The 12,408-nt window shown below is 73.7% G+C and carries 12 protein-coding genes; 6 read left to right on the forward strand and 6 right to left on the reverse strand.

Annotated elements, in window-relative coordinates:
- Positions 1–64: 64 nt before the first annotated feature.
- The 4 genes from ACF1BN_RS06380 to ACF1BN_RS06395 all read right to left on the reverse strand — a co-directional run bounded on the left by ACF1BN_RS06380 (position 65) and on the right by ACF1BN_RS06395 (position 3,609).
- Positions 65–313 (reverse strand): acyl carrier protein, encoded by a 249-nt coding sequence (locus ACF1BN_RS06380; RefSeq protein ID WP_030756408.1) that lies wholly within the window; start codon positions 311–313, stop codon positions 65–67.
- A 57-nt stretch (positions 314–370) separates the two neighbouring features.
- Positions 371–1,402, reverse strand: a complete 1,032-nt coding sequence (locus ACF1BN_RS06385; RefSeq protein WP_392330398.1) for a ketoacyl-ACP synthase III — start codon at positions 1,400–1,402, stop codon at positions 371–373.
- Positions 1,403–1,420: 18 nt separating this feature from the next.
- Positions 1,421–2,338 carry an ACP S-malonyltransferase gene (locus ACF1BN_RS06390; RefSeq protein ID WP_392330399.1) on the reverse strand — a complete coding sequence of 306 codons (918 nt, stop codon included), beginning with the start codon at positions 2,336–2,338 and terminating at the stop codon, positions 1,421–1,423.
- An 89-nt stretch (positions 2,339–2,427) separates the two neighbouring features.
- Positions 2,428–3,609: a PucR family transcriptional regulator gene (locus ACF1BN_RS06395; protein WP_392330400.1), complete on the reverse strand. Its 1,182-nt coding sequence runs from the start codon at positions 3,607–3,609 to the stop codon at positions 2,428–2,430.
- 82 nt (positions 3,610–3,691) lie between these two features.
- Here ACF1BN_RS06395 and ACF1BN_RS06400 point away from each other — a divergent pair, with 82 nt between their 5' ends.
- Entirely contained in the window at positions 3,692–4,345 is a 654-nt protein-coding gene (locus ACF1BN_RS06400) for a pirin family protein (RefSeq protein ID WP_392330401.1), read from the forward strand.
- A 9-nt stretch (positions 4,346–4,354) separates the two neighbouring features.
- On the opposite strand, the gene ACF1BN_RS06405 is transcribed toward ACF1BN_RS06400, so the two are convergent.
- Positions 4,355–5,536 (reverse strand): Ig-like domain-containing protein, encoded by a 1,182-nt coding sequence (locus ACF1BN_RS06405; RefSeq protein ID WP_392330402.1) that lies wholly within the window; start codon positions 5,534–5,536, stop codon positions 4,355–4,357.
- Positions 5,537–5,800: 264 nt separating this feature from the next.
- On the opposite strand from ACF1BN_RS06405, the gene ACF1BN_RS06410 reads away from it, so the two are divergent.
- The 5 genes from ACF1BN_RS06410 to ACF1BN_RS06430 all read left to right on the forward strand — a co-directional run bounded on the left by ACF1BN_RS06410 (position 5,801) and on the right by ACF1BN_RS06430 (position 11,546).
- A complete protein-coding gene (locus tag ACF1BN_RS06410) occupies positions 5,801–6,952 on the forward strand; it encodes a lipid II:glycine glycyltransferase FemX (protein ID WP_392330500.1) in 1,152 nt (383 codons plus the stop codon).
- Positions 6,949–8,571, forward strand: coding sequence for a murein biosynthesis integral membrane protein MurJ (gene murJ, locus ACF1BN_RS06415; RefSeq protein WP_392330403.1), 1,623 nt, complete (start codon positions 6,949–6,951; stop codon positions 8,569–8,571). Before ACF1BN_RS06410 ends, murJ begins: the two co-directional genes overlap by 4 nt.
- A 61-nt stretch (positions 8,572–8,632) precedes the next feature.
- The gene (locus tag ACF1BN_RS06420) at positions 8,633–9,316 is read left to right on the forward strand and encodes a response regulator (protein WP_392330404.1); all 684 of its coding nucleotides are present in this window, start codon (positions 8,633–8,635) and stop codon (positions 9,314–9,316) included.
- Between the two features lie 161 nt (positions 9,317–9,477).
- Positions 9,478–10,923 carry an ATP-binding protein gene (locus ACF1BN_RS06425; RefSeq protein ID WP_392330501.1) on the forward strand — a complete coding sequence of 482 codons (1,446 nt, stop codon included), beginning with the start codon at positions 9,478–9,480 and terminating at the stop codon, positions 10,921–10,923.
- Positions 10,920–11,546, forward strand: coding sequence for a hypothetical protein (locus ACF1BN_RS06430; RefSeq protein ID WP_392330405.1), 627 nt, complete (start codon positions 10,920–10,922; stop codon positions 11,544–11,546). Before ACF1BN_RS06425 ends, ACF1BN_RS06430 begins: the two co-directional genes overlap by 4 nt.
- 2 nt (positions 11,547–11,548) lie before the next feature.
- Here ACF1BN_RS06430 and ACF1BN_RS06435 read toward each other — a convergent pair whose 3' ends face one another.
- Positions 11,549–12,379: a serine hydrolase domain-containing protein gene (locus ACF1BN_RS06435; protein ID WP_392330406.1), complete on the reverse strand. Its 831-nt coding sequence runs from the start codon at positions 12,377–12,379 to the stop codon at positions 11,549–11,551.
- Positions 12,380–12,408: the final 29 nt, after the last annotated feature.

Here is a 12,408-nt window from a genome sequence, read left to right on the forward strand (position 1 = left end):
GCCGGGTGGCGGACCGAATCAGCGGGGACCGGGCCCGGTAGGGCCCTGGTCCACCAGGGCCGAATCAGGCCTGGTGCTTGAGGATGTAGTCGACAGCGTCGCCCACGGTCTTGAGGTTCTTGACGTCCTCGTCGGGGATCTTGACGTCGAAGCGCTCCTCGGCGGCGACGACGACCTCGACCATGGACAGGGAGTCGACGTCCAGGTCGTCGGTGAAGGACTTGTCCAGCTGGACGTCCTCGACCGGGATGCCGGCGATCTCGTTCACGATCTCGGCGAGACCTTCGACGAGCTGCTCCTGGGTGAAGGCCATGGTGGCGCTCCTTCTGTGGTTGCTTCGGTGGGTTTGCTTCCGGGAGATCCCGGTCGCCTAGGGGAGAGTAACGACCGTCGCGGCGAACACGAGACCCGCCCCGAAGCCGATGACGAGCGCGGTGTCGCCGCTCTTCGCCTGTCCGGTCGCCAGGAGCCGCTCCATCGCGAGCGGGATCGAGGCGGCCGAGGTGTTGCCGGTGGTCTCGACGTCACGGGCGACCGTGACGTGCTCCGGCAGCTTCAGGGTCTTCACCATCGAGTCGATGATCCGCATGTTGGCCTGGTGCGGGATGAAGACGTCCAGGTCGTCCGGGGAGATGCCGGCGGCGTCGAGCGCCTCCTTGGCGACCTTCGCCATCTCGAAGACGGCCCAGCGGAAGACCGCCTGGCCCTCCTGCGTGATGGCGGGGAACTTGATCTCGCCGGCCTCGTTGAGCGGGAGATTCGACACGTCGCCGACGTGGAACTCGTTCCACGGCACGGTCTGCTTGATCGTCTCCGACTTGTCGCCCTCGGAACCCCAGACGGTCGGGCCGATGTGCGGCACGTCGGAGGGGCCGACCACGACCGCGCCGGCGCCGTCGCCGAACAGGAAGGCCGTCGCGCGGTCCTCCAGGTCGGTCAGATCGCTCAGCCGCTCGACGCCGATCACCAGGACGTACTCCGCCGATCCCTCGACGATCATGCCCTTGGCGAGGGTCAGGCCGTAGCCGAAGCCCGCGCAGCCGGCGGAGATGTCGAAGGCGGCCGGCTTCCCGGCGCCGATCTTGTCGGCGATCTCGGTGGCGACGGCCGGGGTCTGCTTGAAGTGCGAGACGGTCGAGACGACGACGGCGCCGATTTGCTCCGGGGTGATCCCGGCCTCCGCGATCGCCTTGCCCGACGCCTCCACCGACATGGCGGTGACGGTCTCCTCGGGGGAGGCCCAGTGGCGGGTGGCGATGCCCGAGCGCGAACGGATCCACTCGTCGGACGAGTCGATCTTCTCGAGGATCACCTCGTTCGGCACGACCCGGGCCGGGCGGTAGCCGCCGACGCCCATGATCCGCGCGTACGGGGCGCCCTTGCTGGGCTTGATCTTCGACATGCTTCTCGACACTCCTCGTCAGACGGCCGTGTGCTCGGCGACGAGCGTACGGGCCGCGTCCAGGTCGTCGGGCGTCTTCAGCGCCACCGTGGCCACGCCCGGCAGCGCGCGCTTGGCGAGCCCGGTGAGGGTGCCGCCGGGGCAGACCTCGATCAGGGCGGTCGCGCCCCGCGCCCGGAAGGTCTCCATGCAGAGGTCCCAGCGGACCGGGTTGGCGACCTGGCCGACCAGACGCGCGAGGACCTCGGCGCCGGTGGCGACGGCCTGCCCGTCCTTGTTGGAGACGTACGGCACGGTCGGGTCGGCCGGGGACAGCTCCCGGGCGGCCTGCTCCAGGGTGGCGACCGCGGGCGCCATGTGGTGCGTGTGGAAGGCGCCGGCGACCTTGAGCGCGACGACCCGGCGGACGCCCTCGGGCTTGTCCGCCTCCAGGGCGGCCAGCTGCTCCAGCGTGCCGGCGGCGACGATCTGGCCCGCGCCGTTCACGTTGGCCGGGGTCAGGCCGAGCTTCTCCAGGTGCGGGACGGTCACCTCGGGGTCGCCGCCGAGCAGCGCGGACATGCCGGTCGGGGCGATCGCGGCGGCCTCGGCCATCGCGAGACCGCGGGTGCGGACCAGCTTCAGGGCGGCGGTGTCGTCGAGGACGCCCGCGAGGACGGCGGCCGTGAACTCGCCGACGCTGTGGCCGGCGACCGCGTCGGGGGCCGTCCGCCCGAGGGCGGCGGCGGAGAGGAGGCCGGCCGCGACGAGCAGCGGCTGGGCCACGGCGGTGTCACGGATGTCGTCCGCGTCCGCCTTCGTGCCGTAGTGGACGAGGTCGAGCCCGATGGCGTCGGACCAGGCCGCGAGGCGGTCGGCGGCGCCGGGGAGTTCGAGCCAGGGGGTCAGGAAGCCGGGCGTCTGGGCGCCTTGGCCGGGAGCGACGAGTACGAGCACCCTCACACTCTCTCTTGGGGACGGCGTCCGGCGCCCGTGGGGACTAGGACGAAGAACCGTCGGGGTAATTGTTGGTGTTCGACAAAAGTCTAGGACTGCCCCTCCGCCTCGGCCAAGCGTCCGAGGATCAGGGCGATCCGCAGGGTGAAGGCGGATCGGACATCGGAGGGTGACCAGCCGGTGACGTCGGTCACACGTCGGAGCCGGTAGCGCACGGTGTTCGGGTGGACGAAGAGCATCCTCGCCGCGCCTTCGAGACTGCTGGCCTGTTCCAGATAGACACTCAGAGTTTCCAGCAGCGCCGAGCCCGCTTCCTCCAGCGGTCTGTAGATCTCCTCCACCAGCTGCTCGCGCGCCGAAGGGTCGGAGGCGATCGCCCGCTCCGGAAGGAGATCGTCCGCGAGCACCGGGCGGGGCGCGTCCTGCCACGCCGTGCACGCCTTCAGCCCGGCGGCCGCGGCCTGCGCGGACCGGGTCGCCGCCAGCAGGTCGGGCACCACGGGACCGGCCACCACCGGGCCCGCCGCATACGGTCCGATCAGCGCCTTCGCCACCCCGAGCGGATTGTCGGAGCCGCCCGCGATCACCACCAGGCGGTTGCCGAGCACCCCGGTCAGGACCTGGAGCTTGGCGTGCCGGGCGGCCCGCCGGATCGCCTCCACGGTCAGCTCGCTGTCGCCGTCGGGGGCGGTGCCGAGCACCACGCACACGTGGTCCGGCGAGTTCCAGCCCAGCGCGGCGGCCCGGGAGACGGCGCCCTCGTCGGCCTCGCCGGACAGCACCGCGTTCACCACCAGCGACTCCAGGCGGGCGTCCCAGGCGCCCCGCGCCTCCGCCGCCTGCGCGTACACCTGGGCGGTCGCGAAGGCGATCTCCCGCGCGTAGACGAGGAGCGCCTCGCGCAGCACCGACTCGTCGCCGGGCGCCGCGACGTCCTCGATCGCGACCTCCATGACCTCGATCGTCGTCCGGACCATCTCCACGGTCTGCCGGAGCGTGATCGCCCGGGTCAGCTCGCGCGGCGCCGTGCCGAAGACGTCCGTCGAGATCGCCTGGGGCGTCTCGGGGTGCCGGAACCACTCGGTGAACGCGGCGATGCCCGCCTGCGCCACCAGACCGATCCACGAGCGGTTCTCGGGCGGCATCGCCCGGTACCACGGCAGCGTCTCGTCCATGCGGGCGATGGCGTTCGCGGCGAGCCGCCCGGAGGACTGTTCGAGGCGCTTCAGGGTCGCGGCGTGCGGATGAGCGGCGTTCGTGGGTTCAGACACGGGGACAAGACTGCCTCATCCGGGCACCGACGTGCGGGGTCGGGGCGGTTTCACCCGCGCCGCCCCCGCTACCGTACGCAGGGTGATCCGTATCCAGCGCTCCGGCGACCGGTACCCGGGCGGCGATCCCGAGGCCGGCATCGAGACCCGGCACGCCCTCTCCTTCGGGCCGTACTACGACCCCGACAACCTCCGCTTCGGCCCGCTCCTCGCGGTCAACGAGGAGCGGCTGGCCCCCGGCGCGGGCTTCGACGAGCACCCGCACTCCCACACGGAGATCGTCACGTGGGTGGTGGAGGGGGAGCTCACCCACCGCGACACCACCGGCCACGAGACGGTCGTCCGCCCCGGCGACCTCCAGCACCTCTCCTCGGCGGCCGGTGTCCGGCACGTCGAGCGGAACGCCGGCGACGCGCCCCTGGCCTTCGTCCAGATGTGGCTGGCCCCGCGCGAGACCGGCGGGGAGCCCGCGTACACCCTCCTGCGCGGTCTACCGGGCCGGTACGAGCTGCCGGCCGTCGGCGCCGTCCTCCACGTCCACCGCCTGGCGCCCGGCGAGGGGACGGAGCTGCCCGGCGCCGCCGCCCTCTACGTCCACGTGGTCCGGGGGACGGTCGCCCTGGCCGGCGAGGAGCTGGCGCCCGGCGACGCGGCACGCGTGACGGAGGCGGCGGGGCTGACGCTCCGGGCGTCCACCGCCGCGGAGGCACTCGTCTGGGAGTCGGGCGGCACCTGAGGCGGCCCTTCAGCCCAGCGCGCTCTTCGCCTTCCACGCCGTCCAGGACAGGTTCCACGCCCCGTAGCCGTTGCCCTCGGCGACGACGCCCTTCGTGTCGCCGCCGCGGATCTCGAACGGGTCCCCGACGTTCACGCTCGCGTAGAAGGACGCCGCGTCCTCGGTGCTCATCCCGATGCACCCCGAACTGGCGTTGACACGGCCGAAGTTGCCCGCGTTCCACGGCGCCGCGTGCGCGTACATCCCCGACCACGTCAGCCGCATCGAGTAGTCGACCATCTTGTCGTAGGCGTCGCCGAGGCCGACCGTCTCCGAGTTCATGTTGATCGTCCCCTCCTTCGCCATCAGCACGGCCGTGCCCCGCCAGGACCGCTTGTCGCCGCCGGGCGTCCCGCCGGAGACCGGGATCGTGCGGACCGCGCGCCCGTCCTTCACCAGCGTCAGCCGCTTCGCGTCCAGGTCCACCTTCACCACCTGCGAGGCGCCGACCGTGAAGCCGGTCCGGTAGTCGCGGACGAACCAACCGCCGCCCGAGTCCGTCCCGTTCAGATCCGCCTCCAGCGTGACCTTCGTCCCCGGCTTCCAGTACGCCCGGGGCCGCCAGTCCACCCGGTCCCGGCCGGAGTGGTCGGTCACCCAGCCCCACGAGCCCTCGGTGCCGTTCGAGGTGGTGACCTTCAACTGCCGCTCGACGTCGGCCTTTTTCGTCACCGGCCGGTCGAAGACGATCGACAGCGGCTGCCCGACACCGACGGTGGTGTTCTTCCCGGGCGCCAGCGTCAGCTTGTTGACCTCCCCGGCCTCCGGCGTCGTGAAGGTGGACCGCGTCGTGGTCTCCTTCCCGCCGGCGGTACGGGTCACCGCCTCCACCGTGTACGAGGCGCCCGGCACCGCCTTCCGGTCCGAGGTCCAGCGGGCCCCGCCCGCCGCGGACCTCCCGGCCAGCTTCCCGCCCTCCCCGTCCGTGACCGTCACCGACGAGAACGTCCCGCCGGCCGCCGTCACCGTCACCGGCTTCCCGGCGGCCCGGTCCACCACCGTCACCTTCGCGGGCGGCCCGTCCTGCGCGGCACCCCCCGAGGAGCCGCCGGAGGAGTCCGGACCGCTCGCGGCCTGGGCCGTGCACGCGGTGAGGGAGACCGCCAGGGCGACGGCGGCCAGAGCGGGGCGGGACGTGCGTATCGGCGGCACGGAGCACCTCCGGAAGAGGAGAGAAAAGGGTGGGATGCCCGGACTCTAGGCCGCTCCACCCGGCCGCCGCCCCGCCCGGGGCCCATGTGACGAGGGCTGATGGGAAACGGTCACGGTCCCGTCACACACGCCGTGCGGACCCGTCGCATCCGGCTGTGAGCCTGCTGTGCGCCGCGCCACCGAGGGGGCGGACGAACCAAGGAGGCTCTCGTTGTGTCAGCGCTGCTCGTGACGCCCGCACCCGTCAAGCGCCGTCCCGCCGCCGTGCCGTCCGCCGGCCCGGTCCGGCTCGGCCCCGTGACCGCCGAGGTCTACCGCGCCTTCCTCGCGTCCCGCGCCACGGGACCCGGCGGACCCAGCTTCCTCCAACTCCCCGCCTGGGCCCAGGTCAAGGACGGCTGGAGCCACCAGCTCATCGGCTGGGGACCCGAGTCGGGTGAACTGACGGGCGTCGCCCTCGTCCTGCTGCGCCCCTTCCCCGGCACCCGCAAGCACTTCGCCTACCTCCCCGAGGGGCCCGTCGCCGACTGGGCCGACCCGGACCTCGACCGCTGGCTCGACCCGCTCCTCGCCCATCTGCGGGCCTCCGGCGCCTTCGCCGTACGCATCGGACCGGGCCCCGACCACCGCCGCTGGACCGCCGCCACCGTCAAGGCCGCCGGCGGACCCGGCCGCCGGCTCGGCGACGTCCTCGCCGACGAGGTCGACCCGCTCGGCACCGCCGTCGCCGAACGCCTCCGCGCCCGCGGCTGGAAGCGCTGCGGCGGCGACTCCGAGGACGGCGCCGACGCCCAGCCCCGCCACGTCTTCCAGGTCCCGCTCACCGGCCGCACCCCCGACGACCTGTGGTCCGGCCTCAACCAGGAATGGCGGCGCAACGTCCGCAAGGCCCGCAAGTCCGGCGTCGAGATCACCGTCGGCTCCGCCGCCGACCTGCCCGAGTTCCACCGCCTGCTGCGCATCACCGAGGAGCGCGACGGCTTCCGCCTCGGTCGCTCCCTCGCCTACTACGAGCGCCAGTACGCCGTCCTCAACGCCGAGCATCCCGGCCGGATGAAGCTCTACCTCGCCCGCCACGGCGGCGAGATCCTCGCCGCCCACACCATGATCACGGTCGGCCGGCGGGTCTGGTACCAGACCGGCGCCTCCGCCGACCACCGCCGCGAGGTCCGCCCCTCCAACGCCCTCCAGTGGCGGATGCTCCTCGACGCCCAGGCGCTCGGAGCGGACGTCTACGACCTGCGCGGGGTACCCTCCACCCTCGATCCGGACGACCGCGCCCACGGGCTGCTGCGCTGGAAGCTCGGCACGGGCGGACAGGTCGTCGAGACGCTGGGGGAGTGGGAGACACCGATGCACGGCACGACCAACCAGGCGCTGTACCGCGCCTTCCAGGCATACATGAACCGCCGATGAGCCACGGCACCACCCTCGCCCCGCCCCCTCCCGCCCGGCGCAAGCCCGCCTCCGCGCTCCGCAGCGGCGCCCTCATGGCCGCCGGATCGCTGGTCTCCCGGGCCACCGGCTTCGTCCGCGCCTCCGTCGTCGCCGCCGCGCTCGGCGCGGGCGTGGTCGCCGACGGCTACGCGGTGGGCAACTCCGTCCCCACCATCATCTACACGCTGCTCCTCGGCGGCGCCCTCAACGCCGTCTTCGTGCCCGAGCTGGTCAAGGCCGCCAAGGAGCACGAGGACGGCGGCGCCGCCTACACCGACCGGCTCCTCACCCTCTGCGCCCTCGCCCTCGCCGTCCTCACCGCCGGCGCCGTGCTCGCCGCGCCCCTCGTCGTCGACACCTACACCGACTACGCGGGCGGCCAGCGGGACCTCACGATCGCCTTCACGCGCGCGTGCCTCCCGCAGATCCTCTTCCTCGGCCTCTTCACCCTCCTCGGCCAGGTCCTCAACGCCCGCGGCCGCTTCGGCGCCATGATGTGGACCCCGGTCCTCAACAACGTCGTGGTCGTCGCCGTCTTCGGCCTCTTCCTCGTGGTCAGCGACGGCGGAGAGCTCACCCCCGACGAGACCGCCCTCCTCGGCTGGGGCACCACCGCCGGCATCGCCGCCCAGGCCCTCGCCCTCCTGCCCTCGCTGCGCGCCGCCCGCTTCCGCTTCCGGCCCCGCGTCGACTGGCGCGGCAGCGGCCTCACCGCCCCGCTCCGCGCCGCCGGCTGGCTGGTGCTCCTGGTCGCCACCAACCAGGCCGCCTACTGGGTCACCACCTGGGTCGCCACCTCCGCGGGCGGCGTCGAGGGGGCCGGCGGCGCCGGCCTCGCCGTGTACAACAACGCCTACCTCCTGTGGGCCGTCCCGCACGGCATCGTCACCGTCTCCCTCGTCACCGCCCTCATGCCCCGGATGAGCGGCGCCGCCGCCGACGGAGACCTCGCGGGCGTCCGCCGGGACGTCTCCTACGCCCAGCGGACCACGGCCGCCGCCGTCGTCCCCGCCGCCTGCGCCCTCTTCGCCCTCGCCACCGCGCTGATGAGCGCCGTCTTCGGCCACGGCGCCACCGACGAGGCCGACGTCCGCGCCATGGCCTGGACGCTGACCGCCTTCGCCCCCGGCCTGATCGCCTTCTCCGGGCAGTACGTGTGCACCCGCGCCTTCTACGCGCTCCGCGACACCCGCACCCCCTTCCTGCTCAACCTGGTGATCGCCGGCCTCAACGCGGGCCTCTCGCTCGCCGCGTACCACTGGCTGCCCACCCATTGGGTCGTCACCGGCATGGCCGCCGGCTACTCGCTCGCCCTCTGGGCCGGCTGGGCACTCACCGCGTACGTCCTCCGGCGGCGCCTCCCCGCGGCGAAGGACGGCGGCGACGGCCTCGGCCGGCTGCTGATCGCCGCGATCCCCGCCACCGGCTACGGGCTCTTCGTCACCGACGCCACCGCCCCGGCCGGCGCCGTCCTCTCCGGTCTCGCCGGCGCGGCCACCGTCCTCGGCGTCTTCGCCCTCCTCGCCCGGCCGCTGCGCCTCACCGAGGTCTCCGCCCTCCTGGCCAAGGCCACCGGGCGTCTCACCCGCCGCACCTGACCGTGTCCACCAGGAGGCTCCCGGAGCCGGGGGCCTCCACCGACCCTGGGATACTCCACCCATGCCCCGCGTGCTCCTCATCGAAGACGACCCCTCGGTCCGCGAAGGCGTCGAGCTCGGGCTCCGCCGCCGCGGTCACGAGGTGCGCGCCGCGGCCACCGGCGAGGCCGGCCTCGCCGCCCTCGGCGAGTTCCGCCCCGACCTGCTCCTGCTCGACCTCATGCTGCCCGGCATGAACGGCGTGCAGGTCTGCCGCCGGGTCCGCGAGAGCAGCCAGCTCCCGATCATCATGCTCACCGCCCGCGGCGACGACTTCGACGTCGTCATCGGCCTGGAGGCCGGAGCCGACGACTACATCGTCAAACCGGCCCGCACCGAGGTCATCGAGGCCCGCATCCGGGCCGTCCTGCGCCGCATCGAGGACATCGGCGGCGGCCGGCCCGCCATCGAGCACCACGGCGCCCTCGCCGTCGACCGGTCCGGACTCACCGTCGCCAAGAACGGCGAACGCCTCGCCCTCGCCCCCTCCGAGCTCAAGCTCCTGCTCCACCTGACGGCCGCCCCCGAGCAGGTCTTCAGCCGGCAGCAGCTCCTGGAGCACGTGTGGGAGCACAACTACCACGGGGACGCCCGCCTCGTGGACGCCTGTGTGCGCAGGCTCCGCGCCAAGATAGAGGACACCCCCGGCGAACCCCGCTACATCCAGACCCTGCGCGGCTTCGGCTACCGCTTCGGCCCGCTGTGAAGGCCTGCGTGCACCCCCGCGAGGAGTCGGGGACGAACCCGGCGGAGCGCGGCGGGCCGACCGCGGACGGACACGAGGACGCCCCGCCCGGTCCGGCGGCCGACGCGACCCGACGCCGGTTCCGGGGCCGCCGTCCCCGCCCCTTCGGCCTGCGCACCCGCATGGTCTTCGCCTTCCTCCTGGTCGCGGCCGTCGGCTGCGGCACCACCGCCGCCCTCACCTACCGGGCCGCCCGCAGCGCCGTTCTGGAACAGACCCAGAACACCGCCGTCTCCGCCTTCCGCGAGCAGGTCGACGAGCTCAACGTCTCCCTGCCCCTCGACGAGGCCTCGCTGCGCGAACGCCTCCTGTACATCGCCCGCCTGGGCAAGCCCCGCCCCTGGCGGGTCTACGCCGAGTACGGCACCCTCCGCGTCTCCTCCACCGACCGCCCCACCTCCTCCGTCCTCACCCCGGAGCTGAGGGCCCGCGCCCATGCCCGGGAGGGCACCCCGCACACCTCCTTCCAGCGCGTCGTGAAGGGCGGCACCCCCTACCTGACGATGGCCGTCCCCGCCGTCTTCCTCCCCGAGAAGGACGGAACCGCCCAGCCCACCGGCCTCGTCGTCTACGCCGTGATGGAACTGGACGAGGAGGAGGCCAACATCGAGGCGATGGTCACCGCGGCCCGCGACGGCGCCCTGCCCGCCCTCGCCATCGCCCTGATACCCGCGCTCATCGCCGCCCGCAGCGTCCTGCGCCCGGTCCGCGAACTCCGCCACGCCGCCCGGAGCATGGGCCGGGGCCGGCTCGACACCCGCATCCACGCCAAGGGCAGCGACGAACTCTCCGACCTGGCCCGCACCTTCAACGAGTCCGCCGCCGAGCTGGAACGCTCCGTCACCGAGCTGCGCCGCGCCGAGGCCCGCGCCCGCCGCTTCGCCTCCGACGTCTCGCACGAGCTGCGCACCCCCCTCGCCGGGATGCTCGCCGTCACCGAGGTGCTCGACGAGGACGCCGGCACCCTGGACAGCGACACCGCCCGCGCGGTCCGGCTGATCAGCGCCGAGACCGTCAAGCTCGCCGTGCTCGTCGAGGACCTCATGGAGATCTCCCGCTTCGACGCCCGCGCCGCCGAGCTCCACACCGACGAGGTCGACGTCGCCGACTGCGTCCGCAAGACCCTCAGCAGCCGGCACTGGACCGACCCGGAGCAGGTCCACGCGGCCCTCGGCGAGGGCATCCGGGCCCGCCTCGACCCCCGCCGCTTCGACGTCGTCGTCGCCAACCTCGTCGGCAACGCCCTGCGGCACGGGCGGGCGCTGGTCACGGTCCGGGTGTACGTGGACGACGGCGCCCCCGAAGCCCCCGTGGCCGCCGACGGCCCCGGCGGCTCCGGCGGCACGCTCGTCGTCCAGGTCTCCGACCGCGGCCCCGGCATCCACCCGGACGTCCTGCCGCACGTCTTCGAGCGCTTCTACAAGGCGGACCCGGCCCGAACCCGCTCGACCGGCAGCGGCCTCGGCCTGGCGATCACCCAGGAGAACGTGCGGCTGCACGGGGGCACCGTGCGGGCCGGCAACCACCCGGCGGGAGGCGCCGTGTTCACGGTCAGGATCCCGCTGTGAGGCGCTGCCCGCCGCTGCTCGCGCCGGCCGCGCTGCTGGCGGCCGCGCTGCCGCTGCTCGCCGGCTGCGGCATCCAGGGCAGCGACGTGGTGGAGGCGGGGGAGGCGCCCGTCGTCGTCGTGCAGCCCGTCCCCGAGAGCCGGATGCTGCTCTACTACCTCGGCCCCGACGGCGAGCTGATGCCGGTCGCCCGGGAGGTCGGCACCACCTTCGTCCCCCTCCCCGAGCGGACCCTGCCCGGAGGCGAACGGGAGGAGATCCCGGACCACGCCGACGGCTCCGGCACCGGCTTCGAGAGGGGCTTCGGGAATCCCGACGTCCCCGACGTCGCCGCCGTGAAGGTGCTCGCCGCCCTGCTCGCGGGCCCCGGCGGCGCCGACCGCGAAGCGGGCCTCACCACGGATCTTCCCGAGACCGGGGAGCTGATCCGGGTCGTGTCGGAGGGGGCGGGCGAGGTCCGGCTCAGGACGCCCTTCCTCACCCATGAGCTGTCGGAGCGCGCCCTCGCCCAGCTGGTGTGCACGGCGGCCCACGCCGTGGACCGGTCCGGCTCGGCGTCGGTCACCGTCGAGGGCCCGGACGGCGCCCTCCCGGCCACCACCTGCGAAGCGGCGGGATCCTGACCTCAGCGGCGCAGGTCCGCGAGGACCGCGTCCGTGAACGGCGTCCAGGCCTCGATCGCCCACGGCCCGAAGGCCCGGTCCGTGAGCGCCACACAGGCGGCCCGCGCGTCCGGGTCGATCCACAGGAAGGTGCCGGACTGGCCGAAGTGGCCGAAGGTGCGCGGCGAGGACGTGGTGCCGGTCCAGTGCGGGACCTTGTCGCCCCGGATCTCGAAGCCGAGCCCCCAGTCGTTCGGCCGCTGGTGCCCGTATCCGGGCAGGATCCCGGTGAGCCCGGGGTACGTGACCGTCATCGCGTCCAGCACCGTGCGGGCGTCCAGCAGCCGGGGTGCCTGCACCTCGGCCGCGAACCGCACCAGGTCGTCCACGGTCGACACCGCGTCCTTGGCGGGGGAGCCGTCGAGCGACGTGCTCGCCATGCCCAGCGGCTCCAGGACCGCCTGGTGCAGGTAGTCGGCGAAGGGGATGTCGGTCGCCTTGGCGATCAGGTCGCCCAGGACCTCGAAACCGGTGTTGGAGTAGATCCGCCGGGTGCCCGGCGCGGCCTGGACCCGGTTCTCGTCGAAGGCGAGCCCCGAGGTGTGGGCGAGCAGGTGCCGCACGGTCGCCCCCTCGGGCCCGGCCGGCTCGTCGAGGTCGATCGCGCCCTCCTCGTACGCGACGAGCACCGCGTACGCGGCCAGCGGCTTCGTCACCGAGGCGAGCGGGAACCGGTGCCCGGTCGGCCCGTGGCTCCCGGCCACCGTGCCGTCCGCGCGGACCACGGCCGCCGCCGCGGCGGGGACGGGCCAGTTCTCGATCGTCGCCAGGCTGGGCACGCTGCTGCTCTCCATGGGGCCGAGCCTACTTGCTTGGAGTGCAC

This window comes from Streptomyces sp. NPDC014861 (assembly GCF_043081625.1).
Taxonomy (GTDB): domain Bacteria; phylum Actinomycetota; class Actinomycetes; order Streptomycetales; family Streptomycetaceae; genus Streptomyces.

Coding starts and splice junctions, on each gene's coding strand:
- ACF1BN_RS06420 (WP_392330404.1), top strand. CDS start 8,633: ATGCCCCGCGTGCTCCTCATCGAAGACGACCCCTCGGTCCGCGAAGGC.
- ACF1BN_RS06380 (WP_030756408.1), bottom strand. CDS start 313: ATGGCCTTCACCCAGGAGCAGCTCGTCGAAGGTCTCGCCGAGATCGTG.
- ACF1BN_RS06385 (WP_392330398.1), bottom strand. CDS start 1,402: ATGTCGAAGATCAAGCCCAGCAAGGGCGCCCCGTACGCGCGGATCATG.
- murJ (WP_392330403.1), top strand. CDS start 6,949: ATGAGCCACGGCACCACCCTCGCCCCGCCCCCTCCCGCCCGGCGCAAG.
- ACF1BN_RS06435 (WP_392330406.1), bottom strand. CDS start 12,379: ATGGAGAGCAGCAGCGTGCCCAGCCTGGCGACGATCGAGAACTGGCCC.
- ACF1BN_RS06425 (WP_392330501.1), top strand. CDS start 9,478: ATGGTCTTCGCCTTCCTCCTGGTCGCGGCCGTCGGCTGCGGCACCACC.